The 26,365-nt window shown below is 62.7% G+C and carries 29 protein-coding genes, 2 tRNA genes and 1 riboswitch; of the genes, 18 read left to right on the top strand and 13 right to left on the bottom strand.

Annotated features, from left to right (window positions below; translation table 11 throughout):
- Positions 1–333 precede the first annotated feature (333 nt).
- The gene (locus ACH2CW_RS08240; RefSeq protein ID WP_395056956.1) at positions 334–1,377 is read right to left on the bottom strand and encodes a CDP-6-deoxy-delta-3,4-glucoseen reductase; all 1,044 of its coding nucleotides are present in this window, start codon (positions 1,375–1,377) and stop codon (positions 334–336) included.
- Between the two features lie 64 nt (positions 1,378–1,441).
- Here ACH2CW_RS08240 and ACH2CW_RS08235 point away from each other — a divergent pair, with 64 nt between their 5' ends.
- Positions 1,442–2,380, top strand: a complete 939-nt coding sequence (locus tag ACH2CW_RS08235; protein ID WP_395056954.1) for an SDR family oxidoreductase — start codon at positions 1,442–1,444, stop codon at positions 2,378–2,380.
- A gap of 78 nt (positions 2,381–2,458) precedes the next feature.
- Here ACH2CW_RS08235 and ACH2CW_RS08230 read toward each other — a convergent pair whose 3' ends face one another.
- The 3 genes from ACH2CW_RS08230 to ACH2CW_RS08220 all read right to left on the bottom strand — a co-directional run bounded on the left by ACH2CW_RS08230 (position 2,459) and on the right by ACH2CW_RS08220 (position 5,297).
- Positions 2,459–3,502, bottom strand: a complete 1,044-nt coding sequence (locus tag ACH2CW_RS08230) for a S1C family serine protease (RefSeq protein WP_395056952.1) — start codon at positions 3,500–3,502, stop codon at positions 2,459–2,461.
- 92 nt (positions 3,503–3,594) lie between these two features.
- On the bottom strand, positions 3,595–4,890 hold the full coding sequence (locus ACH2CW_RS08225; RefSeq protein ID WP_395056950.1) for an amidase: 1,296 nt from the start codon (positions 4,888–4,890) through the stop codon (positions 3,595–3,597).
- A 322-nt stretch (positions 4,891–5,212) separates the two neighbouring features.
- Positions 5,213–5,297, bottom strand: a tRNA-Leu gene (locus ACH2CW_RS08220).
- A gap of 40 nt (positions 5,298–5,337) precedes the next feature.
- On the opposite strand from ACH2CW_RS08220, the gene cysM reads away from it, so the two are divergent.
- Together cysM and ACH2CW_RS08210 are read left to right on the top strand one after the other, a co-directional pair.
- The gene (gene cysM / locus ACH2CW_RS08215; RefSeq protein WP_395056948.1) at positions 5,338–6,240 is read left to right on the top strand and encodes a cysteine synthase CysM; all 903 of its coding nucleotides are present in this window, start codon (positions 5,338–5,340) and stop codon (positions 6,238–6,240) included.
- A 136-nt stretch (positions 6,241–6,376) separates the two neighbouring features.
- On the top strand, positions 6,377–6,907 hold the full coding sequence (locus ACH2CW_RS08210; protein WP_395056946.1) for an NUDIX domain-containing protein: 531 nt from the start codon (positions 6,377–6,379) through the stop codon (positions 6,905–6,907).
- Between the two features lie 21 nt (positions 6,908–6,928).
- Here the strand turns inward: ACH2CW_RS08210 and ACH2CW_RS08205 are convergent, their stop codons facing one another.
- Entirely contained in the window at positions 6,929–7,762 is an 834-nt protein-coding gene (locus ACH2CW_RS08205; RefSeq protein ID WP_395056944.1) for a dienelactone hydrolase family protein, read from the bottom strand.
- Positions 7,763–7,961: 199 nt separating this feature from the next.
- A riboswitch (TPP riboswitch) is annotated at positions 7,962–8,078 on the top strand.
- Between the two features lie 62 nt (positions 8,079–8,140).
- Here ACH2CW_RS08205 and ACH2CW_RS08200 point away from each other — a divergent pair.
- From ACH2CW_RS08200 to ACH2CW_RS08165, 8 genes are all read left to right on the top strand, one after another.
- Positions 8,141–9,220 carry a long-chain fatty acid--CoA ligase gene (locus ACH2CW_RS08200; RefSeq protein WP_395056942.1) on the top strand — a complete coding sequence of 360 codons (1,080 nt, stop codon included), beginning with the start codon at positions 8,141–8,143 and terminating at the stop codon, positions 9,218–9,220.
- A complete protein-coding gene (locus tag ACH2CW_RS08195; RefSeq protein ID WP_395056940.1) occupies positions 9,217–10,671 on the top strand; it encodes an acyl-CoA reductase in 1,455 nt (484 codons plus the stop codon). Before ACH2CW_RS08200 ends, ACH2CW_RS08195 begins: the two co-directional genes overlap by 4 nt.
- Positions 10,661–11,425, top strand: coding sequence for an ABC transporter ATP-binding protein (locus tag ACH2CW_RS08190; RefSeq protein ID WP_395056938.1), 765 nt, complete (start codon positions 10,661–10,663; stop codon positions 11,423–11,425). The genes ACH2CW_RS08195 and ACH2CW_RS08190 overlap by 11 nt, the downstream gene beginning before the upstream one ends.
- Positions 11,419–12,180 carry an ABC transporter permease gene (locus tag ACH2CW_RS08185; RefSeq protein ID WP_395056936.1) on the top strand — a complete coding sequence of 254 codons (762 nt, stop codon included), beginning with the start codon at positions 11,419–11,421 and terminating at the stop codon, positions 12,178–12,180. Before ACH2CW_RS08190 ends, ACH2CW_RS08185 begins: the two co-directional genes overlap by 7 nt.
- Before the next feature lies 1 nt (position 12,181).
- Positions 12,182–13,162: an ABC transporter substrate-binding protein gene (locus tag ACH2CW_RS08180; protein ID WP_395056934.1), complete on the top strand. Its 981-nt coding sequence runs from the start codon at positions 12,182–12,184 to the stop codon at positions 13,160–13,162.
- Positions 13,163–13,173: 11 nt separating this feature from the next.
- Positions 13,174–13,941: a 3-oxoacyl-ACP reductase gene (locus ACH2CW_RS08175; RefSeq protein ID WP_395056932.1), complete on the top strand. Its 768-nt coding sequence runs from the start codon at positions 13,174–13,176 to the stop codon at positions 13,939–13,941.
- Between the two features lie 391 nt (positions 13,942–14,332).
- Complete coding sequence (locus ACH2CW_RS08170; protein ID WP_395056930.1) at positions 14,333–15,061, top strand: DUF1028 domain-containing protein; 729 nt, start codon at positions 14,333–14,335, stop codon at positions 15,059–15,061.
- Between the two features lie 52 nt (positions 15,062–15,113).
- A tRNA-Arg gene (locus ACH2CW_RS08165) sits at positions 15,114–15,189 on the top strand.
- A 56-nt stretch (positions 15,190–15,245) separates the two neighbouring features.
- On the opposite strand, the gene ACH2CW_RS08160 is transcribed toward ACH2CW_RS08165, so the two are convergent.
- From ACH2CW_RS08160 to ACH2CW_RS08145, 4 genes are all read right to left on the bottom strand, one after another.
- Entirely contained in the window at positions 15,246–16,463 is a 1,218-nt protein-coding gene (locus tag ACH2CW_RS08160) for a VWA domain-containing protein (RefSeq protein WP_305350096.1), read from the bottom strand.
- A gap of 109 nt (positions 16,464–16,572) precedes the next feature.
- Positions 16,573–17,169 carry a GNAT family N-acetyltransferase gene (locus tag ACH2CW_RS08155; protein ID WP_395056928.1) on the bottom strand — a complete coding sequence of 199 codons (597 nt, stop codon included), beginning with the start codon at positions 17,167–17,169 and terminating at the stop codon, positions 16,573–16,575.
- Positions 17,166–17,405, bottom strand: coding sequence for a hypothetical protein (locus ACH2CW_RS08150; RefSeq protein WP_395056926.1), 240 nt, complete (start codon positions 17,403–17,405; stop codon positions 17,166–17,168). Before ACH2CW_RS08150 ends, ACH2CW_RS08155 begins: the two co-directional genes overlap by 4 nt.
- Positions 17,406–17,414: 9 nt before the next feature.
- The gene (locus ACH2CW_RS08145) at positions 17,415–18,257 is read right to left on the bottom strand and encodes an AAA family ATPase (RefSeq protein WP_395056924.1); all 843 of its coding nucleotides are present in this window, start codon (positions 18,255–18,257) and stop codon (positions 17,415–17,417) included.
- A 134-nt stretch (positions 18,258–18,391) separates the two neighbouring features.
- Between ACH2CW_RS08145 and ACH2CW_RS08140 the strand changes: the two genes are divergently transcribed.
- Positions 18,392–19,057 (top strand): c-type cytochrome, encoded by a 666-nt coding sequence (locus ACH2CW_RS08140; protein WP_395056922.1) that lies wholly within the window; start codon positions 18,392–18,394, stop codon positions 19,055–19,057.
- 105 nt (positions 19,058–19,162) lie between these two features.
- Here the strand turns inward: ACH2CW_RS08140 and ACH2CW_RS08135 are convergent, their stop codons facing one another.
- Entirely contained in the window at positions 19,163–19,597 is a 435-nt protein-coding gene (locus ACH2CW_RS08135; protein ID WP_395056920.1) for a DUF1841 family protein, read from the bottom strand.
- Between the two features lie 178 nt (positions 19,598–19,775).
- On the opposite strand from ACH2CW_RS08135, the gene ACH2CW_RS08130 reads away from it, so the two are divergent.
- Complete coding sequence (locus tag ACH2CW_RS08130) at positions 19,776–19,997, top strand: hypothetical protein (protein WP_395056918.1); 222 nt, start codon at positions 19,776–19,778, stop codon at positions 19,995–19,997.
- 100 nt (positions 19,998–20,097) lie between these two features.
- Here the strand turns inward: ACH2CW_RS08130 and ACH2CW_RS08125 are convergent, their stop codons facing one another.
- A complete protein-coding gene (locus ACH2CW_RS08125) occupies positions 20,098–20,916 on the bottom strand; it encodes an IclR family transcriptional regulator C-terminal domain-containing protein (RefSeq protein WP_395056915.1) in 819 nt (272 codons plus the stop codon).
- Between the two features lie 93 nt (positions 20,917–21,009).
- Between ACH2CW_RS08125 and ACH2CW_RS08120 the strand changes: the two genes are divergently transcribed.
- From ACH2CW_RS08120 to pcaF, 3 genes are read left to right on the top strand one after another with little or no spacing between them, the layout of a single operon-like run.
- The gene (locus tag ACH2CW_RS08120) at positions 21,010–21,726 is read left to right on the top strand and encodes a 3-oxoacid CoA-transferase subunit A (RefSeq protein WP_395056960.1); all 717 of its coding nucleotides are present in this window, start codon (positions 21,010–21,012) and stop codon (positions 21,724–21,726) included.
- Positions 21,727–21,728: 2 nt separating this feature from the next.
- Positions 21,729–22,370, top strand: a complete 642-nt coding sequence (locus tag ACH2CW_RS08115) for a 3-oxoacid CoA-transferase subunit B (protein ID WP_395056913.1) — start codon at positions 21,729–21,731, stop codon at positions 22,368–22,370.
- Positions 22,371–22,418: 48 nt separating this feature from the next.
- Positions 22,419–23,624 carry a 3-oxoadipyl-CoA thiolase gene (pcaF, locus tag ACH2CW_RS08110; RefSeq protein ID WP_395056911.1) on the top strand — a complete coding sequence of 402 codons (1,206 nt, stop codon included), beginning with the start codon at positions 22,419–22,421 and terminating at the stop codon, positions 23,622–23,624.
- Between the two features lie 12 nt (positions 23,625–23,636).
- Here the strand turns inward: pcaF and ACH2CW_RS08105 are convergent, their stop codons facing one another.
- The gene (locus ACH2CW_RS08105) at positions 23,637–24,269 is read right to left on the bottom strand and encodes a glutathione binding-like protein (protein WP_395056909.1); all 633 of its coding nucleotides are present in this window, start codon (positions 24,267–24,269) and stop codon (positions 23,637–23,639) included.
- Complete coding sequence (gene yghU, locus ACH2CW_RS08100; RefSeq protein ID WP_395056907.1) at positions 24,266–25,135, bottom strand: glutathione-dependent disulfide-bond oxidoreductase; 870 nt, start codon at positions 25,133–25,135, stop codon at positions 24,266–24,268. The genes ACH2CW_RS08105 and yghU overlap by 4 nt, the downstream gene beginning before the upstream one ends.
- Positions 25,136–25,260: 125 nt before the next feature.
- Here yghU and ACH2CW_RS08095 point away from each other — a divergent pair, with 125 nt between their 5' ends.
- Positions 25,261–25,869, top strand: coding sequence for a hypothetical protein (locus ACH2CW_RS08095; RefSeq protein WP_395056958.1), 609 nt, complete (start codon positions 25,261–25,263; stop codon positions 25,867–25,869).
- The coding region (locus tag ACH2CW_RS08090; protein WP_395056905.1) for a tRNA-uridine aminocarboxypropyltransferase at positions 25,866–26,365 on the top strand (500 nt) is incomplete at its 3' end. The genes ACH2CW_RS08095 and ACH2CW_RS08090, both read left to right, overlap by 4 nt.

The raw sequence follows: 26,365 nt of genomic DNA, 5'->3' as shown, positions 1-26,365 counted from the left end.
ATTGGTGCCCAAGCCAGTTTGACGAAAAATATAGAACCTCAGACAATCGCAAGCCCTGATCCGCTTTGACCTGCGCTCCTCGGCCCAGCCCGACGGGTGGGGGAGAAATTAACGCGGGGACAAACATCCGGAGCAGAAGAAGCGCGCAGCGCTTCTTCTGCGGGAATCTCAACGAGCGGTCATGATTGCACGCGAGCGCAGCGCACGCGGCCAAATGAGGCTCCCTTTTCTCGCCCAGCGGGGCGAGGGAAGGGCGGGGGGTTGGGAGTGGGGAGTCCGTCCTACTGTCAAAAACAAACCCGAGACGTAGCGTGACGCGAGCAGCGCAAAAATTCAGGCCAGCGCCTTCGCCTTGTCCGCCTCAGTCGTGAACGAATCTGCAAAAAACTCTTCTTCCGGCAGGCGACCGGCTGCGGTGTACTCAGCACGCGCCGAATCGACGACGATGGGTGCGCCGCAGGCATACACCTGGTGGCCCGACAAGTCGGGAAAATCTTCCAGCACCGACTTGTGCACAAAGCCGGTCCGGCCGGTCCAGTTGTCTTCGGGCAGCGCATTGGAAATCACCGGCACATACGTCAGGTTGGGCATTTCCGCGACCTTGGCCATGACCCAGTCGTTCATGTACAAATCGGCCGGCCGGCGGCCGCCCCAGTACAACACGGCCGGGCGTGTGCTGCCCTTGAACTGCAGGCGTTCGATCAGCGCCTTGATCGGCGCAAAACCGGTGCCCGAGGCCAGCAGCACCATGGGTTTGTCGCTGTCTTCGCGCAGGAAGAAGCTGCCGTAGGGGCCTTCGACGCGCAGGATTTCCTTTTCCTTCATGGCGGTGAACACATGGTCGGTGAACTTGCCGCCGGGCATGTGGCGGATGTGCAGTTCCACACCAGGATTGTCGATCTGGGTGTGCGGCGCATTGCCCATCGAGTAGCTGCGGCGGTCACCGTCGCGCAGCAAAAACTCCACATACTGGCCGGCGTGGTACTTGAACACATCGCTGGCCGGCAGTTGCAGGCGGATGATCATCACGTCGTGCGAGGCGCGCGCCATGGTGTTGACGCGGGTCGGCATTTTCTTGATCGGGAAGGCGCTTTCGTCAGTGACCTGACGCGACTCCAGCACGATGTCGGTCTGCGGCACGCCGCAGCAGGTCAGGATGAAACCAGCGGCTTCTTCTTCATGGCTGAGCGCCTTGAGCTGGTGCGGGCCGTGCACGACCGTGCCTTCGAGCTTTTTGCACTTGCAGGAGCCGCAGGCGCCGTCCTTGCAGCCGTAAGGCATGCCGACACCCTGCCGGATGGCGGCGGCCAGCAATGCTTCGTCGGGGTTGGCGGTGAAGGCGCGGCCGCTGGGCAGCACGGTGACGGTAAAAGTCATACTGGTTATCCTCTGACGTAATCCTGTTTTATAACTCGCGCTGTTTTCAGCAGATTCCCCAATTTTGCCCTCAAACCAAAGTCCCCTAGGCGCCCTGCCTTCGCGTTTTCGCCGCCAGCGCGTGCTCATCATCGGTTGTGGCGATGTCGGCCTGCGCGTGGCGCGGCAGCTGCCTTCTCGTGTGCGCGTGCTGGCGCTGACCTCGTCCGATGAAAAAATATCGGGTTTCCGTGCGCGCGGTATCACGCCGCTCGCCGGCAACCTGGACCAGCCCGCCACCCTGCGGCGCCTGGCCGGACTGGCCACCCGCGTGATTCATCTGGCGCCGCCGCCGGGCGACAAACTGCCGGACTGGCGGCGTGATCCGCGCACGCTGGCGCTGTTGCACGCCTTGCGCCTGCGCGGCTTGCCGCAGTCCATGGTTTACGGCTCGACCAGCGGCGTTTACGGCAATTGCGACGGCGACTGGGCCAGTGAGGTGCGAGCGGTGAACCCGCACACGCCGCGCGCGCAGCGCCGCGTTGATGCCGAGCAGCAATTGCGTTTTTTTGGCCGCTCCAGCGGCGTGCGGGTGCACACCTTACGCATTCCGGGTATTTACGCGCCAGACCGCGAGGGCGGCACACCGCGTGGCCGCCTGCTCAAGGGCACGCCGGTGCTGCAGCAGGTCGACGACGTGTACACCAACCACGTCCATGCCGACGACCTGGCGCGCGCCTGCCTGGCGGCGCTGTGGCGCGGCAAGCCGCAGCGTGTCACCAATGCCAGCGACGACACCGAGCTGAAGATGGGCGACTACTTTGACCTGGCGGCCGACCTCTACGGCTTGCCGCGTCCGCCGCGCGTGGCGCGCAGTAGCGCGCAAGCCGATCTGCCGCTGCTGCTGCTGAGTTTCATGAGTGAGTCTCGCCGGCTGGACAACACGCGGCTCAAGCAGGAACTGCGCATCACACTGCGTTACCCGACGGTGGCGCAAGGTTTGGCGGAACTGCCCGCACCTTGATTCGCTATCAAATCAGGAGCTGCTTGCGCGCACCAGTCATGGGCTGGCGCTCGATTCGTCTTCAAGTTGAGGGCTTCCCTAGATGCCCGACGGTTTTTTGAGCGTCAGCAGCCGGTCTTGCGCCTTGAGCACAATCGTCTTGACCTCGGCGCCCTGCAGCACGGTCAGGCTGATCTCGGTGTCGGGTGCGGCGCGGTCCCAGAGTTTTTTGTAAAAAGCCTCCAGCGTCGCCACTGTGGCGCCGTCCACCGCCAGCACCACATCACCGGCGCCCAGGCCTGCCAGTTGCGCCGGGCTGTCCTTGCTCACTCGCATGATCTGCACGCGCCCGGTCTGGTCATTGGAGGTCAGGCCCAGCCAGGGGCGGCGGCTTTTGACGCTGGTGCCCGATTGCTGCAACTCGGCCAGGATGGGACGCAGCAGATCGACCGGCACAAACATGTTGCCCGGCAGCCGCACATTGTCGGCAGCCGCGTTCGAGACAAACAGCGAGCCTATGCCCAGCAGCTCACCCCGGCTGTTGAACAGCGGCGCGCCGCTGTGGTTGCCGCCGCTGGCCAACACTGGCGGGCTGGTGAACAGCGCCGAGTCGATGTGGTACTCCCAGTTGCCGGAGAAGGCGCGCTTGCTGACCAGTCGCGTCATGCTGACTTCGCCATCGTCATTGGCCTGCGGACCGGTCATCGCCATCAGGGGCTCACCCGGCTTGAGCTCCTGGCTGCTGCCCAGTGCGGCGGCGCTCACGCCCCGCAGCGGCAACAGGGGCCGCAGCAATCCAAAGCCGGTCGCCAGGTCATAGGCCACGGCACGCGCCGGCAGGGTTTTGTTGTCCTGGGTGACGATTTCGATCTGTTCGGCTTCCAGCAGCAGATACCCGATGGTCAGAATCAGGCCGTCCTGGCCGATCACCACGCCGGAGCCGCTGCGGCGCTGGCCGAGGGTTTCGGCCGAACGTGCGTCGCTCGCTGCTGTCACCCTGACGCCCACGACAGCGGCATTGGCCCGCGTCAACGCGTCCATCATGACTTGCGCGCCCGGTGGCTGCACGGTGGCCGCATGGGCCCCGGTCAGCAGCAGGCAAGCGCCCAGCAGGGGGGTGAACCAGCGATAAAGTGAGCGCATGACAGACTCCTGACGCAGCGGATGGCTGCGCTCAAAGAATGCGCCTAATTCAAAGCCCTTGCAAGCACTGGGATCAAAAAAGCTTGCCCGGTTCAGCCCGCCAGCCGCTGGTGCACCCAGTGCGCGGCGGCCAGCAGCCGGTGGTCGTCGCCGTAGGCCCCGACCAGTTGCAGGCCGACCGGCAGGCCAGTGCGCCCACGCGCAAACGGCAGGTGCACGCAGGGCAGGCCCAGCAGGGTCCAGCTGCGGCAGAACAGCGGGTCCCCGGTGCCGTCCAGACCGGCCGGCGCCTCGCCGATGCTGCTGGGTGCAATGATCACATCGCAATCATTAAAAAGCGCGCGGACCTGCTGCCGCCCCCTGGCGGTGGCTTGCAGGTTCAACGCGTGTGTCTCGCCGCTGATGGCCAGGCCGTCGGCGATCAACGATTGCAGCGGCGCGCTGAGCTGGCGGCTGTGGTGCAGCCGTTCGTGGCTCAGTGACCGCGCCGTCTCGAAGGCCTGTACGGCCTTCTGCACGGCGACCAAACCAGTCAGGCCGTCCGGCAGCACCAGGGGTGTGCCGTGTTCGGCCAGCAGCTTTTCGGCCTGGGCCCAGGCCTGCTGCGTGTCGGCGTCGGCCTGCGCCCATTCCGGGGTTTTGCACCAGCCAATGCGCGGCGCGGTGGCCCGCTCGAAGGCGGCCGGGTCGGCCAGCCGCGCATCGCCGGTCAGCACCGCGCCCAGCAGCGCCACGTCGCGCACGCTGCGCGCGAAACCGCCGACGGTGTCCAGCGTTTCCGACAGGCTTTTGACACCGGCTTTGGGCACACGGTTGTGTGTTGGCTTGTAGCCGACTACACCGCAAAATGCCGCCGGACGGATCAGCGAGCCTGCTGTCTGTGTGCCCAGCGCCAGCGGCAACATGCCGTCGGCCACCGCAGCGGCCGAGCCGCTCGATGAGCCGCCGGGCGTGTGGGCCGGGTTGTGCGGATTGCGGGTGGCGCCGGGGAACATATTGGCCAGCTCAGTCGTCACGGTTTTGCCCAGCAGCACGGCGCCGGCTTCGCGGCACAGCGCCACGGCCGCTGCGTCGGCCAAGGGTTGCTGGTTGGCGTAAATCGGCGAGCCGTACGCAGTGGGCAGGTCAAAGGTGTCGAACAGATCCTTCACGCCGAAGGGCAGGCCGTGCAGCAAGCCGCGAACAGCACCGGCGTCGAGTTCACGGGCGCGGGCCAGCGCGGCGTCGGCGGCGAGATGCACAAAAGCCTGAACGTCGGACTCGCGTTCGGCGATGCGGTCCAGGCAGGCGCGGACCAGGTCCACGGCTTTCAGTTCGCGGTGGGCCAGCAGCGTGGCGGCTTGCCAGGCGTGGAGTTGATGCAGGGGAGGGGAAGAGGCAACAGGCATGCGGCAAGTATCCATTTTTTCCGCTGGCTTGGCGTAGCAACAACGTCAATGACAGATGGTTGAACTTTGTCAGGCACAAAAAAGGCTCTTCCATAAAAGGAAGGGCCGGTATCTGGTGGCAGTGGCCGGAATCGAACCCGCGCACGAAGTGTGCTTTGTCAATACCGCCCAAAGGCGGGCCGGTTCGCGAAAACCAGGCAATGGGTATTCGGATGAGGTGGTGCCCGGAGCCGGAATCGAACCCGCGTACGAAGTGCGCTTTGTCAATACCGCCAAAGGCGTGCCGGTTGGCGAGAACCAGAGGAGTACTATTCAAAGGAGGTGGTGCCCGGGGCCGGAATCGAACCGGCACGCCTTTCGGCGGGGGATTTTGAGTCCCCTGCGTCTACCAATTTCACCACCCGGGCTGCAAGAAGCGAAGAGTCAAATTATGGCACAGTGCAGGGTATGAACTACCCGACTCTCGAAGACGCCATTGGCAAAACACCGCTGGTGGCGCTGCAGCGTATCCAGGCTGAAAGCAACACCCAACGCAACAATGTGGTCCTCGGCAAGCTCGAAGGCAACAACCCGGCCGGCTCGGTGAAAGACCGTCCCGCGCTGTCCATGATCAAACGCGCCGAGGAGCGCGGCGACATCCAGCCCGGTGACACATTGATCGAGGCTACCTCGGGCAACACTGGCATTGCGCTGGCCATGGCTGCGGCCATCAAGGGTTACCGCATGGTGCTGATCATGCCGGAGGATCTGTCGATCGAACGGGCGCAGACCATGAAGGCCTTCGGCGCCGAGTTGATCCTCACGCCCAAAAGTGGCGGCATGGAACATTCACGCGACCTGGCCGACCAGATGCAGCGCGATGGCAAGGGCCGTGTGCTGGACCAGTTTGCCAACGCCGACAACCCGCGCATCCATTACGAAACCACAGGCCCCGAAATCTGGGCCGATAGCCACGGCAAGATCACCCACTTTGTCAGCGCCATGGGCACCACCGGGACCATCACCGGCGTCTCGCGTTTCCTCAAAGAGAAAAACCCGGCGTTACGCATCGTCGGCGCGCAGCCCAGCGAAGGTTCGCGCATCCCCGGCATACGCAAGTGGCCCGAGGCGTATCTGCCGAAAATTTACGACGCGAGCGCGGTCGATGAAACCGTGCTGGTCAGCCAGCAGGACGCCGAAGAGATGTGCCGCCGGCTGGCGCGCGAGGAAGGCATCTTCGCCGGCATCTCGGCTGCCGGCGCCTGCTGGGTAGCGCAGGAGATCGCCAAAACCGTGAAGGACGCGGTGATTGTGTTTATCGTCTGCGACCGCGGAGACCGGTATCTGTCGACCGGCGTGTTCCCGGCCTGATTCTTTTGTTCTGTCGTTGCGGGCTCGACCCGCAATCCATGCTGGTTTGATTTGGCAGTTGGGCTGCCATGGGCCTGGATCCCGGATCAAGTCCGGACAACAGATTTTGAAATTGATGAGATGAGGATGTCATTGCATGAGCCACGAATTCAAGTTTTGCCCCAACTGCGCGACACCGCTGGCCATGGTCAGCCAGATGGAGGACGGCGGCGAGAAGGCGCGCCTGCGCTGCCCGGCCTGCGACTACACGCACTGGAACAACCCGACGCCGGTATTGGCAGGGGTGATTGAATACCAGGGCAAGATCCTGCTGGCGCGCAACGCCGCCTGGACGGCGAAGATGTACGCATTGATCACGGGCTTCATGGAGGCTGGCGAAACGCCGGAGGGCGGCATCACGCGAGAGATCAAGGAAGAAACCAGCCTTGATGTCACCGACCTCAAGCTGATTGGCGTCTACGACTTCCAGCGCATGAACCAGATCATCATTGCCTACAGCGCGGTTGGTCATGGTGAGGTCAGCCTCTCACCGGAGCTGGTCGACTACAAACTCTACGCGCACGAAGACGTCAAATGCTGGCCGGCCGGCACCGGTTACGCCATGGCCGACTTCCTGAAGTCCAAAGGCTACGAGCCCCAGTTCGTCGAGTGGTCCAAACGCGACTGAGGCTCGGCTGCTCCGGTCCGGTCAGTTCTTGCTGGCAGCACCGGTTGCCAAGGCCCGGTCAATAAATTCTCTTGAGCGCATAAACGCGTCTGCCCGTGCCGCCGGATCGCTGCCCACTGTGAAGTTGGTGCCCGGCCAGTTTCCGGGAGGGGTGTTGAGGATGGTGAAGGCGTGATGGGCGCCCGGATAGCCCACCAGTTCGACCTTGCCAGTTTGTGGTGCTGTAGATTGTTGCTCTGCCAGGCTGCGGCAGGTCCGGATCGGGTTCCAGTTGTCGGCTTCGCCATGAAGGATGAGCAGCGGGGCGTAGGCGTCGTACAGGCGGTAGGGCAACTCGTTGCAGATCGGGTAAAACGCAACCGCGGCTGCAAAGCCCGGCCGGCCGTTCAATTTTTTCAGCACATTTTTTTGCAGCGCCAGAATAGGGGAAGCACCGCCAAACCCCGTGTAAGCGATACGCGATGGGTCGATGTCGTTCCGCTTGGCGAGCATCTCGTAGGCCCCCAGCACGTCGTTGAGCCGGTCGTTCTCGGAAACCTTCATGCTGGTTGCAGTTCCACAGTCCTGACGGCGTCCCCGGCTCGAAAAGTGATCAATGACAAACACGTTCAGGCGCTGACTGCCGTTGTTCCCCATGGCCTGGTAGCCAGGATTGAGCGCCCCGCTTGCATCAACGGTCCCCGCACAGGTGGGCGTCATGACGAGCGCAGACTTGCAGTTTTCGGCAGTGCACTTGAAGAAGTAGCCGTCTACAGCTTGCCGGGTGCCGTGGGACTCGAAAACTATCTTTTCTTGCGCCATCGCCGCGTTCGCGGCCATCAGAACCAGCGCCAGGATCATGCGTGTCGAAGTCATTGTTGTCCCCTTGTGGATTCAAAGTCATGGACCTGCCGCTGCGCGATTAATCTTGCATCGGCGCGATGCCTCGCCTTGAGCTTACTGTCGTTGGCGGGTTTTGTGGCAGCTTTCGGTGACGATACAGAAAATTGTCCACTGGCCCCAAACAGGCTTGGATGCAGCGTTTGGACTGGGACCGGGCTGTTCCGCTAGAATTCGGTCTGCTCCGGGGTGCAGCCTTGCTGGAAACAGCAAGGGTGGCTGAGATGGTCAGAACCAAACCCGCGAACTTGAATCGGTTCATACCGACGTAAGGAGAGCTGTCAGCAGCCCGGTGCGGGCCTGCCACATCTTTCGGAGCACTTGTTGAACAACAGGCAACCGAAAGCGTGACCAATGGCTCCCCCCAAGTTGATTGCTGAGCTGCTGGCCTTTGTGGCCGACGACAACCCCTCTGACGAAGCCTTCGACCGGCAGGCGCTGGCCCTATTTGCGCACCAGTTCCAGCACAACTTGCCGTTCCAGCGCTTTTGCCAGCAGCGTGGCAAAACTCTGCGCACGGTCAAAAGCTGGCGCGACATTCCCGCCGTGCCCATCAGCGCCTTCAAGGCCTTGAGCCTGAGCTGCATTCCGGCGGAACAGGCAGAACGTACTTTCATGACCAGTGGTACCACGCAGGCCGAGGTCAAGGGCAAACACCACCATCCGACGCTGGCTGTCTACGACGCGTCCATGATCCGCAATTTCCGCCAGCGTTTCATGGGCGCTGGCGATCCCGTCCGCATGGGCATTCTTTTTCCGGACGAAATACTGCTGCCGAACTCCTCGCTGGCGCATTACCTCGCGCTGGCGGTGCGCGAGTTCGGCACCGACGCCAGCCACTACCTGCTGACGCAGCAGGGGCTGGACACGGTGCGTGTGATGGCGGAACTCGAGCGTGCGCAGCAGACCGGCGAGCCTTATGCGCTGCTGGGTGCCAGCTACAGCTTTGTGCATTTGCTTGACGAGCTGCAGCGTCTGGGAAAAACATTTCACTTGCCTCCCGGTAGCCGCGTGCTCGATACCGGTGGTTTCAAGGGCCAGTCGCGCGAGTTGTCCATGGCCGAGTTTTATGCGCAGCTCTCGGCCAAGCTGGGCATCAGCGCCGGCCATTGCATCAACATGTACGGCATGACCGAACTCAGTACGCAGTTTTATGACGCCGGCAATGCGACCCTGCCCTCGGTCAAGTCCGGACCGCACTGGATACGCAGCCGCGTGGTCGAGCCGCTCAGTGGTGAAGAGCTGCCGCGCGGTCAGCAGGGCATCCTCGCGCACTGCGACCTGGCGAATTTCAATTCCGTCACCACCATCCTGACCGAAGACGTGGGTGTGGCAGTGGACGGTGGCTTTTTGCTGCTGGGCCGCGCCCAGGGCAGTGCGGCCAAGGGCTGCTCGTTAGCGGTAGAGGAGTTTTTGCAGGCGGCCACGGCATGAGCTTGCTGCGCGAAACCGCCGGCTACCTGCCTGGCCTGCGCGCCGACGAGGTGACGTGGCAGACGCTTGTCTTCGAAAGCAAAGGTGGCAGCGTCGAGGTGGCCGTGCCGGTATTGAGCGAAGCGCAAATCGTCGCGCTGACGCAGCGTGTGCGCAGCGCCAGCCGCGACTACCTGAAGTCGCTGACGGTGGCGCAGATCGTGCACACCATCGACACAGCCATCCACCGCCTGCTGGACCCGCAGGACCCGTGGCGGCGCAAGGCCGATACGCTGTTGCCGCTGGTGACCGGTTACGACGTCGAGATGGTGCGACTGGGCCTGAGCGCTTACCTCAAAACCTTCCGTAAGCCGCAGTTGCTGCGTTTCCTCACCGAAGATTTTGGCAACCCGCAACTCCTCGACGATTTTGTGCCGCGGACCAAGGGCGGTTTTTCCAAAGCCTTCGGTCCCGATGTGGCGGTGCATGTCTGGGCCGGCAATGTGCCCGGCCTGTGCCTGTGGAGTCTGATCTCGGGCCTGCTGGTCAAGTCCGGCACGGTCGGCAAGGTGGCGAGCGCCGAGCCGCTGCTGGCCGGCTGGTTTGCACAACTGCTGGTCGAGATCGATCCGAAGCTCGCTGACTGCCTGGCCGTGGTCTGGTGGAAGGGCGGCGATGAGGCGCAGGAGAGCGTGTTCTTCGGTCATGCCGACCTGGTGCTGGCCTACGGCGGCAATGCCGCGCTGGCCGATGTGCGGCGCCAGGTGCCGGTCACCACACGTTTTCTTCCCTTTGGCCACAAGCTCAGCTTCGGTCTGGTGGCGGCGTCGGCGCTGGATGCGCGCAAGGCGCCACGTGCGGCGCAGCAGGCGGCTTACGACGTGGTGCGTTACGACCAGCAGGGCTGTTATTCGCCACATGTGTTTTATGTGGCGCGCGGCGGAAAAATCGGCCCGGACGAATTCTCGCGTTACCTCGCGCATGAACTCTCGGCGCTGGAGAAGAAATACCCGCGACGCACACTGAGCCTGGGCGAGGCGGCCGATCTGGCGTCATGGCGCGGCGCTGAAGAAATTCGCAGCCTGTCGCCCGGTGGCCCACAGGTGGCGGGGGAGGGTGACTGGACCGTGGTTTACAACAACAATCTGCAGCCGCTGGCACCCGGCGCGCTGAACCGCGCGGTGCGCGTGGTGGCCGTCGATCAGCTCACCGACGTGATCCCGCTGTTGGGTCCGCACCGCGCTTTTTTGCAGACGGTCGGTGTGGCTGCAACGCCGCGCGAACTGTTTGAACTCGCCGAGCAACTGGGCCGCGCCGGCGTCACGCGCATCTGCGCACTGGGCCAGATGACGTCGCCCGAAGCCGGCTGGCACCATGACGGGCGCTTCGGCCTGCTCGACATGGTGCAGATGGTGGACATCGACAGCTCGGCCGAAGCCGCAGCCGAACTGCTTGCGCCTTATGTTGACTGAAGCACAGACCTTTCTCGACATGCGCGGGGTCAGCTACAGCTTCCCGGCCTACCCCCAGGTGGTGGACCAGGTGGACTGGCAGATCGCGCGCGGCGAGGTGCACAGCCTGGTCGGGCGTAGCGGTTGCGGCAAGACCACCCTGCTCAAACTCGCGGCAGGCCTGTTGCTGCCCGATGCCGGCAGCGTCACGGTCGATGGCCAGGCCCTGCGCAAGCCGGGCAGCCAGCTTGGTTTTGTGTTCCAGGCACCGACCCTGCTTGAATGGACATCCGTGCTGGACAACGTGCTCTTGCCGGTGACATTGCAGCGCCGCCCCTTGCCGGCCGACCACGCGCGTGCGCAAGAGTTGCTGGCGCTGATGGGCTTGTCCGGCCTGGGCCGGCGCTTCCCGACCGAGCTCTCGGGCGGGCAGCAGAGCCGCGTTGCGATTGCGCGAGCGCTGCTGCTGGCACCCACGCTGCTGCTGCTCGACGAACCCTTTGCCGCGCTGGACGCAATCACACGCGAGGAACTGCAGGACGACTTGCTGCGCATCTGCCGCCTCGCGCAGACCACGGTGTTTTTTGTGACGCATGACATCAGCGAGGCGGTTTACCTGGCCGACCGCGTGGCTGTGATGGCCAATGGAAAAATCACCGACGACCTGACGGTGGATCTGCCCTGGCCGCGCCGACGCGAACTGCGTTACGGCGCGCCTTTCAACGCGGTGTGCGCCCGGGTGCGGCGCGCCATGGACGGGGTGCTGACATGCTGAGCCGTGTCGCCAGCCTGGCCCTGTTCGTGGCCATCGTGGGTGGCTGGGAAATTCTGGCACGCGGCGATCAGGTTTCGGCGCTGGTGCTGCCGGCGCCTTCAGTGATCTGGGAGGCCTTGTGGAGCGGGCTGCGCAGCGGTTATTTCTGGCCGCATCTGATTCACACCGGCACCGAACTGCTTCTCGGCCTGGCGCTAGGTTGCGCCGCCGGTTTCCTCGGCGGCATCACTCTGGGCGAGTCGGCCTTTCTGCGCCGCCTGCTGTTTCCCTATGTGCTGGTCAGTCAGGTCGTGCCCAAGCTCGCGCTGGCGCCGCTGTTTATCGTCTGGTTCGGTTTCGGCATGACTTCGACGGTGGTGATCACTGCGTTGATCTGCTTTTTCCCGCTGATGGAAAACACGCTGACCGGTCTGCAGCAGGTCGAGCCGCGCAAGCTGGAGCTGTTCCGCATGCTGGGCGCCACACCTTTACAGACCTTGTGGCGCCTGAAGATTCCCTCCGGCCTGCCGGTCATCATGGCGGGCTTTCGCGTGGCCGTGGTGCTGGCGCTGGTCGGTGCGGTGGTCGGTGAATTCATAGGCGGCAGCAAAGGCCTGGGCGCGCTGATCATCGCTTCACAAGGAATGATGGACACGCCGCTGATGTTCGCCGTGCTGCTGCTCATCACCGTACTGGGCCTGGTGATGTATCAACTGGCCATTGGCCTGGAGCGCCTGCTGCTCTGGCCGCATTTAAAAGAAAATTCAAAGGACTGACATGTACAACTTCACCTCTCTTCTTCGTACGCTCGCCGCGACCCTGTTGCTGGGCTGCGGCCTGGCCCATGCCGCCGACAAGGTGGTGGTGGCCGGCTGGAGCCAGCCGATCACCGAGATCACCAACCTGCTGGTCGAAGAAGACAAGGGTTTCTTCAAGGCGCGTGGCATTGACCTGGGCTACGTGCCGGGCGCCGGTGGCGGCGATGCGATCCGCAACATGTTGACCGGCCAGGCGACGGTGGCATTTACCGACCCCGGATCCTTCTTCGCCGCACTCGACAAGGGTGAAAAATTGCGCGCGATTTATGACATCTATCCGCAGAACGTCTTCAACGTGGTCGCGCTCAAGTCCAGTGGCATCACCAAACCGTCCGACCTCAAGGGCAAGAAGATCGGTGTTTACAGCCTGTCCAGCGGCACCCGGCAAAACCTGCTGGTGCTGCTGCAGCAGGCCGGCCTGACCGAGGCCGACGTGACCATCGTGGTCACCGGCCTGCTGAACTTTGCGCCGCTGATGCAGGGCCAGGTTGATGCCACCGCCGCGACCGACACCGGCCTGCTGGTTGGCCGCACGCGGGGGCTCAATGACGTCAATGTCATGGCCGTGCGTGAGTACCTGAATATTTCCAGCGACATGTTTGTGGTGACCGAAGCCACATATCAGACCAGGAAAGACGTGCTCAAACGCTTTCTCGCCGGCTACCGCGACAGCATGGCCTGGATGATTGCGAATCCGGACGAGGCGGCTGCGCTGGCCGTCAAACGCGCGATCGACGGCAAGAACCCGGCAGTCAACCGCGAGATCATCCAGCTTCGCAATGCCTCCAGCGTGTCGGCCGTCACGCAGGCGCGCGGCCTGGGTGCACTCGACATGGCCATGTTTCAGAAAGCCGCCGACAGCTACAAAAAACTCGGCATGATCCAGCGCGAGATCAAGGCAGCAGACGTGGTCATGCAGGACTTGTTGCCGCCCAAGTAGAAGGAAACATCATGAAGTTCAAGGGCAAGGTGGTGCTGGTGACCGGCGCCGGGCGCGGCATAGGCGCAGCGATTGCGCGGGCCTTTGCGCGCGAGGGCGCGGCGGTTGTCATCAACTACCTGCAGGACGCGGCTTCTGCAGAAGCCGTCGCAGCGGAATGCAAGGCGCTGGGCGGCGACGGCTGGGCGTTGCAGGCCGATGTCAGCTCGCAGCCAGCCGTCTCGGCCATGGTGGCGCAGGTGCTGGCCGAGATGGGTCGCATCGACGTGCTGATCAACAACGCCTTTGCGTCCTACAGTTTTGATCCGGAGCAGCGCAAGCTATTCTGGGAGCTGGACTGGGCCGACTACCAGCGCCAGATCGACGGCGCGGTGCGCGCCACCTTCAACGTCTGCCAGGCGGTGTTGCCGCATTTCAAGCAGCGCAGCCAGGGCGCCATCGTCAACCTCGCCAGCGACCTGGTCGAGCGTCCCAGCGTGCCTTATCACGACTACAGCACCGCCAAGTCGGCGCTGGTCGGCTTCAGCCGCAACCTCGCGGCCGAACTCGGGCCGATGGGCATACGCGTCAACTGCGTGGCGCCGGGACTGGTCTACCCGACGGCCGCGAGCCGCCAAACCAGAGAAGAAGTCCGCGAGCTGCTGACCGCCCAGACCCCGCTGCGCCGCATTGCCACGCCCGACGACGTGGCCGGGCCGGTGCTGTTTCTGGCCTCCGACTGGAGCGGCTTCATGACCGGGCAGACGCTGTTTGTCGATGGCGGGCTGGTGATGAAGTGAGTGTCTGGCCTGCCAAGCTATTGAAGACTTTACGCCTCCAGCCCATATCTATAGGGCGTATCTGGCTATAAAAAAAGAAGCATCGGATGGAGAGCAGCGCAAGCGCCTGCAGAGAATATTTTGGGCCAAGACTCGGTTTTGGCCTGACCCGGTTCTTCAGCGGATGGGCTCCATCTGCCCATGGCGCTGCCATTTGCCACCTAAGGCTTGTCCAAGGCGCGCTCCGCGGACGGCGTGGCGCGCGGGCTGTCTCTGCAGCTCCGCGCGCAGTCGTGGTTCCCTTTCGTTTTTTTGGCGACGAGGCACGGAGTGGTCATCGTTGACGCGGGTTATGCTGGCATGATTAATGCTGTTTACTTTCTCCTGTCAACTCTTATCCGAAAGTGTCACGATGAACCTGCGAAACTTGCTTCTCCGTTTGTTGATTGCCTTGCCGTTTGGCATGTCGGCTCACGCACAGGTCCCTGATTCGGTACGCCAGGACTGGGACAACACCTTTTCTATCGTGGCCCGCGACCCGGCCACCGGGGCACTCGGAGGTGCGGTCTCGACGGCGCGGCTTTCGGTTGGTAATCGTGTGCTGCAGGTGGAATACAAGGTTGGCGCCGTCGCGAGCCAAGCCAACACCAATCCCCTGTTGGCCCGCGATGCGCTCGAGCGTTTGCGTCAGGGTGGAAATGCCACGGAGGCGCTTGACGTGGCCTTGCGAAATGACGAGCGGCGAGAGGAAAGGCAGCTGTCGGTCATCGATGCCAAGGGGATCCAGGCCGCCTTCACCGGGTCCAAGCCGGACGACTTCAAGGGGCACCTGATGGGCAAGGATTGCGTGGTCGCAGGCAACATTCTGGTAGGACGCGAAACGCTTGAAGCGATGCGTACCACCTTTGAGGTAACCGTCGGTACGCTGGCTGACCGGTTGATGGCTGCCATGGAAGCGGGACAAAAAGCGGGGGGCGATCGACGGGGCAAGATCTCCGCGGCGATCGTTGTGTTGAACGAAGCGCCGTCCGCCAATTCATACGCTCGAAATATCGATCTGAGGATAGACAGCAGTACCGACCCGGTCAGCGAGTTGCGTGGGCTTTACGAAGCCTACAAGACTGCGTTCAGGATCAAGTAACCTGGCTGGCAGCGTCCAGACGTGCAGGGAGACCTTGTTAAACTACACGTCTGCCTTTGTAGCTCAGTGGATAGAGCGATCCCCTCCTAAGGGATAGGTCGCAGGTCCGATTCCTGCCAAGGGCACCATCTTTCAGCCGCTGTGACCTTCATGCACTGAACGGCCATGCCGCTCCAGGCCGCCGTCACTTCGACAGCAAACGCATCGCCTCTTCCAGCCCCTTGATGGTCAGCGGGTACATGCGCTGGTTGACCAGTTGCTGGATCACGCTGATGCTCTGGCGGTACTGCCAGACGCCTTGCGGCTCGGGGTTGATCCAGACAAATTTCGGGAAGGCGTTGGTCAGCCGCTGCATCCACTCGGCACCGGCTTCCTCGTTGTTGTATTCGACGCTGCCGCCCGGCTGCAAAATTTCATACGGGCTCATGGTCGCGTCGCCCACAAAGATCAGTTTGTAATCCTTGTTGTACTTGCGGATGATGTCCCAGGTCGCAAACTTCTCGCTGAAGCGGCGCCGGTTGTTCTTCCACATGAAGTCATAGACGCAGTTGTGGAAGTAATAAAACTCGATGTGCTTGAACTCGGTTTTGGTGGCGGAGAACAACTCTTCGACACGCGCGATGTGTTCGTCCATGGTGCCGCCCACGTCCATCAGCAGCAGCACCTTCACATTGTTGTGGCGCTCGGGCACCATCTTGATGTCCAGCCAGCCGGCGTTGGCTGCGGTGGAGCGGATGGTGTCGTCCAGGTCCAGTTCCTCGACATGGCCTTCGCGCGCAAACTTGCGCAGGCGGCGCAGCGCGACCTTGATGTTGCGCGTTCCCAGCTCCTGGGTGTCGTCGTAGTCCTTGTAGGCGCGCTGGTCCCAGACTTTGACCGCGCTCTTGTTGCGGCTTTTTTCCTGGCCTATGCGAATGCCTTGCGGGTTGAAGCCATTGGCGCCGAAGGGCGAGGTTCCGCCTGTGCCTATCCATTTGCTGCCGCCTTCATGGCGTTCTTTTTGCTCTTCAAAACGCTTCTTGAGCGTTTCCATGAGTTCGTCCCAGCCCATCTTCTCGATCTTGGCCTTTTCTTCAGGGCTGAGCTCGAGTTCCAGGTTTTTGCGCAACCACTCCAGCGGGATGTCCTTGGTGAAGTCGGCAATCATCTCGACACCCTTGAAGTAGGCCGCGAAGGCGCGGTCAAACTTGTCGTAGTGTTTTTCGTCCTTCACCAGCACTGTGCGGCTCAGGTAATAAAAATCGTCGATTTTGTACGCGCCCTCGCCGATCTCGCCATCTTCGAGCTTGCCGCTGTTGGGCCCGACCACGCCGGCCTGCAGCGCTTCCAGCAGCATCAGGTATTCCTTGACCGAGACCGGCAATTTGGCCGAACGCAGGGTGTAGAAGAAGTCGATCAACATGGCGTGTTCTCCTCAACTTCGGTGCGGGAGCGTGCTGCGAAGGGCCGCCCCGAGCAAGCGGCGGCCCCCTCGGGGGGCAGCGCATGACACGAAGTGCAAAGCCTGGGGGTCATTTTCTGGGTTTGTCGAGCATGTACAGCAACTGGGCCTGCACTTCTGGCCACTCGCCGGAGCGCAGGCTGTACATCACCGTGTCGCGGATCGTGCCGTCGCGGCGCAGTGCGTGACCACGGATCACGCCGTCTTTTCTGGCGCCCAGGCGTTCGATGGCGCGCTGCGAGGCGTGGTTGAAATTGTCGGTGCGCCAGCCGACGACATGACAGCCGAGCGTGTCGAAGGCATGGCTCAGCAGCAGCAGCTTGCAGGTGGTGTTGATGTGGGTGCGCTGGGAGCGCGCGGCGTACCAGGTGTAGCCAATTTCGACGCGTTTCACGGCCGGCAGGATGTCGTGATAACTCGTGCTGCCCAGCACCGTGCCGGTGGCTGCATCGCGCACGGCAAACGCAAAGCGGTGACCGGCTTCGCGGGCTTTCAATGCGTCTTCAATATAGGCCTGGGTCTGATCCGGCTCGGGCACGGAGGTGACGCGTATCTTCCACAACTCGCCGTCGGCGGCGGCGGCGCGCAGGCCGGCAACATGTTCCAACGCCAGCGGCACCAGCTCAACGCCGCGTCCTGACAGGGCGACGGGCTCCACAAAACTCATGGTTCGCCACTGCGTTTTTTGGTCTGCGCACGGCGCCAGCGCCGCGCCAATTGGAGACCGAGACCGCCACCTATGCCCACCATCACAATGCCGGCGATGGCGCTGTTGCCATAACCCTCGGCAAAGATGTCAAAGCCGAAGAAGCGGCCCAACCAGAATGCGACCAGTGCACCGCCAATAAAACCGATGGCGTCGGACAGACCCTCTAGCAGCAGTGAGCGCGTATCAGTAGTCATGTCTTTTTTTTACCGGTTGTGGCGTTGCATGAACACCAGTTTTTCAAACAAGGTCACATCCTGCTCGTTCTTGAGCAGCGCGCCCACCAGTGGCGGCACCGCCACCTTGTCTTCCTTGCTTTGCAGCGCCTCAAGCGGAATGTCTTCGGCGACCAGCAGCTTGAGCCAGTCCAGCAGTTCGGAGGTGGACGGCTTTTTCTTCAGGCCGGGCAGGTTGCGCACGTCGTAAAAGGTTTTCATGGCCGCGGCGAGCAGCTCTTTCTTCAGGCCGGGAAAGTGAACATCGACGATTTGTTTCATCGTGTCGGCGTCCGGGAACTTGATGTAGTGGAAAAAACAGCGGCGCAAAAAGGCGTCGGGCAGTTCTTTTTCGTTGTTCGAGGTGATGAAGACCAGCGGCCGGTGTTTGGCCTTGATCAGTTCGCGGGTTTCGTAGCAGTAAAACTCCATGCGGTCGATTTCACGCAGCAGGTCGTTTGGAAACTCGATGTCGGCCTTGTCGATCTCGTCGATCAGCAGGGCGACCGGCTCGTCGGCCGTGAACGCCTGCCAGAGCACACCTTTGATGATGTAGTTGTGGATGTCCTTGACCTTCTCGTCGCCGAGCTGCGAGTCGCGCAGGCGCGATACCGCGTCGTATTCATACAGGCCCTGTTGCGCCTTGGTGGTGGACTTGATGTGCCACTGCAACAGCGGCAGCTTCAAGGCCTCGGCCACTTCCTCGGCCAGCATGGTCTTGCCGGTGCCCGGCTCGCCCTTGACCAGCAGCGGCTTTTTCAGGGTGGCGGAGGCGTTGACGGCAAGCATCAGGTCCTGGGTCGCGACGTAGTTCTTGGAGCCTTGGAATTTCATGGTGGGCAACAGCGTTGAGGGGGAAGACGGGTGAATGGGTGTGGATTCGGCCGGGTCAGGCGCCAGCCCGGCGGGCCCAGATATAATCGCAGGCTGTTGATATATCGAATCCTCACCTGAATTGTGCGCGAAAAATGACCAAGCTGTTTACCACGCTATTCGCTCTTGCTGTCTCTCTTGCGACCGCTGCGGCCCATTCCCAGGACATCAAGGGTGATGTCAAAGCCGGCGAAGCCAAAAACGCCATGTGTATCGGCTGCCATGGCATCAAGGGTTATCAGGCCAGCTTCCCCGAGGTGTACAAGGTGCCGATGATTTCGGGCCAGAGCGGCAAGTACATCGCTGCCGCCCTGCAGGCGTACAAAAAGGGCGACCGCAAACACCCGACGATGCGCGGCATCGCCGAATCGCTCAATGACCAGGATATTGCCGACCTGTCCGCCTATTACGAGCAGCATGGCGTGACCGCTGCCGCTGCGCCAGCCGCCCGGACCGCCAAAACGCCCAGCCCCGCCGTCGCCGCCCTGCTGGCCAAGGCTAACTGCGCGTCTTGCCATGGCGCCGATTTCAGCAAACCGATTGATCCAAGCTACGCCAAACTCGGCGGCCAGCATGCCGACTACCTGTTTGTGGCGCTCAAGGCTTACAAGGTCGAGAACAACCCCAAAGTCGGTCGCAACAACGCCATCATGGCGGGCATGGCCAAACAGTACACCAATGCAGAACTCAAGCAACTGGCCAATTACCTGTCTTCTCTTGAAGGCGACCTCAAGGTGATCCCGCAGAGCAAGTTCCGCTAGACCGCTCCGCTCCGGAAACGAAACAAAGCCCCGCTCTGCGGGGCTTTGTCCGTGTGGGTCAGTCTTTTGTCACGTGCGGCCGAACGTAGTGAACAGCCGTGGGGGTCAATCCCTCGTCGCATGGCGCTGCACACAGGCGATGTAGGCGTCTCCGTCTGGTGGCCTGCCTGCCCGCTGGCTTTCCCAGACCATCTGGCCCAGGCAGTCCATGGCTTCATGGTGGGCGTCGTGCAGCGAGTTGCGTCTGGCCGCCAGCAACTCCACCGCCTGGCGGATGCCGCGCGGCTGGTCGATGGAGCACTGCTCGCTGATCGACAGGTGCATGGACAGGTGCAGAAAGGGGTTGGTTCTGCCGGCTTCCACCTCGTAGATTCTGGCCAGCGCCGCATCCGTATCGGCAAAGTCGGCGTGGTATTCAGGATGCTCTTCCAGCCACTGACTTGCTATGGTTTCAATAGCTTCCAGCGGTTGACCAGTGAGGGTCTTGGCGTAAACAGAGCAGAAGAAACGGCGGACGTCGGCTTGTGAGGGCGTGAACATGCGGTGAGCGTAGCACGGCTTGTTTTCCCGCCGTGACTGTGGTGTTTCAGTCACGCCCGCCCGTCAGGCGGCAATGTCCTACGCGGCTTCTGTGGCGGGTCGATTAAATTCCAGCCACGGCAGCGTGATTCCGGCAGCGCGTCGCTCAGCAACAAACATATCCGGCGAGGAGAACTTCATGAACGCAATGAGAATCACGGGCATCGTCCTGATCGTGCTGGGCCTGGTCGGCTTTTTTACCGGTGGCTTCAGCTTCACCAAAGAGTCGTCCAAAGCCAAGGTCGGCCCGATCGAGCTGGTCGTGCAAGAAAAAGAGACGGTCAACTTTCCGCAATGGCTGAGCATCGGGGCCGTGGTGTTGGGCGCGGTCGTCCTAGTGATGGGCTCACGCAAGTCATAGCTCCCACGTTGGTTCACTGCGTGTAACTCTCTGCCCCCCGAGGGGCGCAGCCCCGGCTGGACTGAAGACCCCCCCCCTTCGCCCGAGTTACCTGCGCTGTTCACCCCTTGTTTTGAACCGCCAGCAGGCGAGAAATCGCCTGCGCTGCCTGCAGCAGGGGCTGCAGCATGGTCTCCTGCATCACCCTGGCGCTGGTGCGGTTGGCCTGACCGCTGATGTTGAGAGCCGCTACCGTGCGGCCGGCGCGGTCATGAATCGGTGCGGCCATCGAGACCAATCCTTCTTCCAGCTCCTGATTGACGAGGCACCAGCCCTGCTTGCGGGTTTGCGCGAGTTTTTGGCGCAAGTCGTCGAGGTCCGTCACGGTGTGGCGAGTCAGCGCCTCGGGCCTGGCGGCCTTCAGGCAAGCGATGGCCTGCGCTTCCGGCAGCGCGGCCAGTAGCACGCGGCCCATAGAGGTGCAATAAGCGGGCAGCCGCGAGCCGACACCCAGCGTGATGCTCATGATCTTGTGGGTAGACACACGCAGCACATAAACAATGTCGGTGCCGTCCAGCACGGCGGCCGAACACGACTCCCGGACCTCCTCCACCAGGTCTTCCATGACCGGCTCGGCCAGGTTCCAGATCGGCATCGACGACAGGTAGGCAAAACCCAGATCCAGAATACGCGGGGTCAGTGAGAAATGTTTGCCGTCGGTGTCTACATAGCCCAGGGTCTGCAAGGTCAGCAAAATGCGCCGCGCGCCGGCGCGGCTAAGACCGCTGCGCGCCGCCACCTCGCTGAGTGTCTGGCGGGGCGATTGGGCACTGAAGGAGCGAATCACCTCCAGCCCCCGCGCAAAGGACTGGACATAGTTGTCGCCCGGTACGGGCGACGGTCGGCTCTGGGTGCCCAAGGGGGATGCCGCAATTGCCATCGTTGCCAAAATCTCCTAAAATTCATTATACGAACATTTGTTCTACATAAGAACAAATGGAGCGGCTGAATTTCCTTGATGGAGACACGTTTCATGATCAACAAGATCGCCCGGTCCGTGGCCGATGCGCTGGTCGGCGTGCGGGACGGCGCCACCGTGCTGATCGGCGGTTTCGGCACCGCCGGCATCCCGAATGAGCTGATAGACGGCCTGATCGCCCACGGCGCGAAAGACCTGACCGTCGTCAACAACAATGCGGGCAACGCCGACACCGGGCTGGCCGCGCTGCTCAAGACCGGGCGAGTGCGCAAAATCATCTGCAGTTTTCCGCGCCAGACCGACAGCTATGTGTTTGATGAGCTCTACCGCTCCGGCAAGCTGGAACTGGAACTGGTGCCGCAGGGCAATCTGGCCGAGCGCATTCGCGCCGCCGGGGCCGGCATAGGCGCGTTTTTCTCGCCGACCGGTTATGGCACCGAGATGGCAAAAAACAGCGACGGCTCGCCCAAGGAAACCCGCGAGATCAATGGCAAGGGCTATGTGCTGGAAATGCCAATTTACGGCGACGTGGCGCTGATCAAGGCCGAGCGCGGTGACCGCTGGGGCAACCTGATCTATCGCAAGGCCGCGCGCAACTTTGGCCCGGTCATGGCGACTGCGGCCAAACACACCGTGGCCACGGTGCATGAGATTGCCGAACTCGGCAGCATGGACCCGGAGCACATCATCACGCCCGGCATTTACGTGCACAAGATTGTGAAAGTCGACCGTGTTGTCACCCAAGCCGGTGGTCTCAAGAGGGCGGCCTGACCATGACCTATCTAAAACGAAGCAAGGACCAGCTCGCCGCGCGTGTGGCCCAGGACATCCACGAAGGCGCGGTCGTCAATCTGGGCATCGGCATGCCAACCCTGGTGGCCAACCACATCCCGTCCAACCGGGAGGTGTTGCTGCACAGCGAAAACGGCATCCTCGGCATGGGGCCTGCGCCTGCGGATGGGGATGAAGACTTCGACCTGATCAACGCCGGCAAGCAGCCGGTGACGCTGCTCAAGGGCGGTGCGTTTTTCCATCATGCCGACAGTTTCGGCATGATGCGTGGCGGCCACCTGGACATCTGTGTGCTGGGCGCCTTCCAGGTCTCCGCCACCGGTGACCTGGCCAACTGGAGCACGGGCGAGCCCGGCGCGATCCCCGCCGTCGGTGGCGCGATGGATCTGGCCATCGGTGCGCGTCAGACCTGGGTCATGATGGACCTGCTGACCAAGAAAGGCGAGAGCAAGGTGGTCCGCACCTGCAGCTACCCGCTCACCGGGATGGGCTGCGTCAAGCGTATTTACTCTGACCTGGCCACACTGGAATGCACGCCGCAGGGTCTCAAACTTGTTGATAAAGTCGATGGGCTGGCGCATGACGAGTTGGAAAAACTCGTCGGTTTGCCTATCGCGATTTAAGCTGCCTGCATCCCGAATCATCAGAACCCCTGTCACCGGAAAACCAACATGAGTCATCAAGCCTTTATCTGCGACGCGATCCGCACCCCCTTCGGCCGTTACGGCGGCGCACTCAGCAGTGTGCGCACCGATGACCTCGCCGCCGTACCGCTCAAGGCCTTGATGGCGCGCAACCCCAAGGTGGACTGGCTGGCCGTGACCGACGTGATTTACGGTTGCGTCAACCAGGCCGGTGAAGACAACCGGAACGTGGCCCACATGGCGACGCTGCTGGCTGGCCTGCCGCTGGAGTTGCCCGGTGCCACCATCAACCGCCTGTGCGGCTCCGGCATGGATGCGGTCGGCACGGCGGCACGCGCCATCAAGGCCGGCGAAGCCCGCATGATGATTGCCGGCGGCGTTGAAAGCATGAGCCGCGCTCCGTTTGTGATGGGCAAGGCCGAAAGCGCCTTCAGCCGCGCTGCCCAGATGTACGACACCACCATTGGCTGGCGTTTCGTCAACAAACTGATGAAGGAAAAATACGGCACGGACGCCATGCCGGAAACCGCTGAAAACGTGGCGCTGGAATACAAGATCAGCCGCGAGGACCAGGACAAGATGGCGCTCGCCTCACAGCTCAAGGCGGTTGCTGCGCAGAAGGCCGGCTTCTTTGATGCCGAGATCACGCCGGTCACCATTGCGCAGAAAAAGGGTGACGCTGTGGTGGTCAGCAAGGACGAACACCCGCGCGAAACCTCGATCGAAGCGCTGGCCAAACTCAAGGGTGCGGTGCGGCCTGACGGCAGCGTCACCGCCGGCAACGCGTCGGGCGTCAACGACGGCGCCTGTGCCTTGCTGATCGCCAACGAAGAAGCGGCAAAGCAGAACGGTCTCACGCCCCGTGCGCGCATCGTTGGCATGGCCACGGCGGGCGTGCCACCGCGCATCATGGGCATAGGTCCGGCGCCGGCCACTGAAAAAGTGCTGGCACTGACCGGCTTGAGCCTGGCGCAGATGGACGTGATCGAACTCAACGAGGCTTTTGCTGCCCAAGGCCTCGCGGTGTTGCGCCTGCTCGGCCTGCAAGACGACGACGTACGCGTCAACCCGAACGGCGGCGCCATTGCGCTGGGGCATCCGCTGGGTGCATCGGGCGCGCGCCTGATCACCACTGCGGTGAACCAGTTGCACCGCACCGGCGGTCGTTATGCGCTGTGCACCATGTGTATTGGCGTGGGGCAGGGCATTGCCGTGGTGATCGAGCGCGTGTAAGCCAGTGCGCCCTTAAAGTGCCATGGATGGGCGCTGCGCCATCGCCGCACGCCAGCGCAGCAACTCAGGATGCTGCTCACCCGGCTTGAGCTTGACGATGCGCGCAAAATCCACCGCCACCACAGCGGTGATGTCGGCCATGCTGAACTGGTCTGCCGCGATGAACTCGCGACCGCGCAGCCGCGCATCGAGCACCGCAAAAAACTGCTGCACGCGGGTCAGGCCGCGCTGGGCGAGTTCGGGGATCTGCGGGTAGTCCACCGGTCCCGGCAGGGCGCGGTTGGCCATTCCGGGCGAGCTGTTGCGAAAACATTCGGCAATCGCCAGCAGGCCCTCGAACTCGATGCGCCACTGCCAGCTTGCAATCTCGGCTTTGTCCAGTGCGCTGCTGCCCAGCAACGGCGGCTCGGGGAAATGCGCTTCGGCCCAGGCGGCAATCGCCGCATTGTCGGTGAGCATCACGCCTTCGTCGGTGCGCAGCGCAGGCACGGTGCACTGCGGGTTGATCTGGCGGTAGGCCTCGGCCATCTGTTCGCCAGTGCGCAGGTCAATCTGCACGGTGTCATGCGCCACGCCCTTTTCGGCCAGCAGGATGCGCGCACGCCGCGGGCTGGGGGCGGTGGCGCAGTCGTAAAGCGTGATCATGGCGCCAACTTGTCTTGCGTGCGGGTGTCGAAGTCGCTCGCCGCATGACGCTCATGCAACTGACTGGACGCCTCGCCCCAGGTTCGGTTGACCATGCGGCCGCGCCGGGCGCCGGGACGTTGGGCAATCTCGTCGGTCCAGCGCAGTATGTTGGTGTAGGTCTGCACCTGGAGGAACTCGCCGGCTTCATACAGCTGGCCCTTGACGAGAGCGCCGTACCAGGGCCAGACCGCCATGTCGGCAATCGTGTAGTCCTCGCCTGCGAGGTAGCGCACCTCGGCCAGATGACGGTCCAGCACGTCGAGCTGGCGCTTGACTTCCATCGCGTAACGGTCGATCGGGTATTGCATCTTGCTCGGGGCGTAGGCATAGAAGTGGCCGAAACCACCGCCCAGAAAAGGGGCGCTGCCCATTTGCCAGTTCAGCCAGGACAGGCACTCTGCACGCGCGGCACCACCCGCTGGAAAAAACGCGCCAAACTTCTCGGCCAGGTACTGCAGGATGGCGCCGGATTCGAAGACCCGCACCGGGGTCGCGCCGCTGCGGTCCACCAGCACCGGTATCTTGGAGTTGGGGTTGGCCGCCACAAAACCACTGCCGAACTGCTCGCCTTCATGGATGCGAATCAGCCAGGCGTCGTACTCCGCACCCGTGTGGCCCAGGGCCAGCAGCTCCTCGAGCATCACCGTGACCTTGATGCCGTTGGGTGTGCCCAGCGAATACAGCTGCAGCGGGTGCCGGCCCACCGGCAACGCCTTGTCGTGGGTGGCGCCGGCTACCGGCCGGTTGATATTGGCGAAGCGGCCGCCGTTCGATGACGGAGGCGACCAGATGGCGGGGGGTATGTAGGGCGGGGTATCGTTCATGGGAGTGATATTGCCCCAGATTGGAAAAGCCTGCACAAGGCACCGTGTCCCGCGCAGGTCAGCACGCGTCGGCCTGGGCGGCAGGCCACTACACTGGGGCATTGTTGTTACGGACCTTCGCCGCGATGGAAATTTTTGTGCTCTTGCTGATGGTGGCTGCCTTCGGCGCCTACCGGCTCAAGTCGAAAACCCAGGCCAAACGGATTGCACTGCTGGCCAGCCATCTTGGCAGGTACCAGGTGGAAAAGCTGATGGAAAGCCTGACCGATGGTTATCTCCGGGCGCTGGGCGAAAAAGACCCGGAGCGCCAGAGGCAGATCTGGAACATGCTGGCCACGTCCGAAGAGCAACTGGTGGAGCAGTTCCGTCGCTTCGCTGCAGATTTTTCTTCGGTGGATGTGGTCGATGCCCGCGTCAGCAAGTTGCCGGTGTTTCTGCCTGAAGCCGACCGGTTTTTCCCTGACAACACCTTTGACATGCGCCAGGCCCTGAGCGTGCATGCCCAGGGCATTGAGCGCGCGGCAAAAAATGAACAGGGCCGCACGCCGCGCGACAAGGCCTACACGCTGTCGGCTGAATTGTTCCTGATGCAGCACACCTGCCACTGGTACTGCCGCTCCAAAACCATCGCCTCGGCGCGTATGCTGGCGCGGCACCAGACGCCTTACCTGCAGTTGCTGAAATCGGTGGACCCGGAAACACGCGAGGCCTACCTCGCGCTGATAGGCCGGTGAGCAGGCGCCCCAGCTGCGGCACCTGCCTGCGGGCGCAAAGTGCTTGCATCTGCCGCTGGATCACGCCGGTGGCGAACCAGGTCGAGGTGTTGATTCTGCAACACCCTCTGGAGCAGGACCAGGCCAAAGGCAGCGCGCGCCTGCTGCACCTGAGTCTGGCGCGCAGCCGCATGCTGACCGGCGAGGCGTTTGATGCGCAGGCGTGGCTGCCGACCGGCAACACCCGGCGCAACATCCTGCTTTACCCCGACTTCCCGTCAGACCGTGCCGCCGGTTTGCCGCCGCCACCTGCGCTGGCGCCCGATGTGCTGCAGGACCCGTCACTGCTGCGGCTGATCGTGCTCGACGGCACCTGGCGCAAGAGCCGCAAGATGCTGTACGTGAACCCGTCTCTGCAGCGCCTGCCCCGGCTGTCTCTGCAGGACCTGCCCGTGTCGAACTACCGCATACGCCGCGCGCACCGGCCGGAGCAGTTGTCCACGCTGGAAGCGGTGTG

Source organism: Polaromonas sp., assembly GCF_043778355.1.
Lineage (GTDB): Bacteria > Pseudomonadota > Gammaproteobacteria > Burkholderiales > Burkholderiaceae_C > Polaromonas.
The sequence above is the reverse complement of the archived record's forward strand: the minus strand, read 5'-3'. Positions and strand labels throughout refer to the sequence as shown.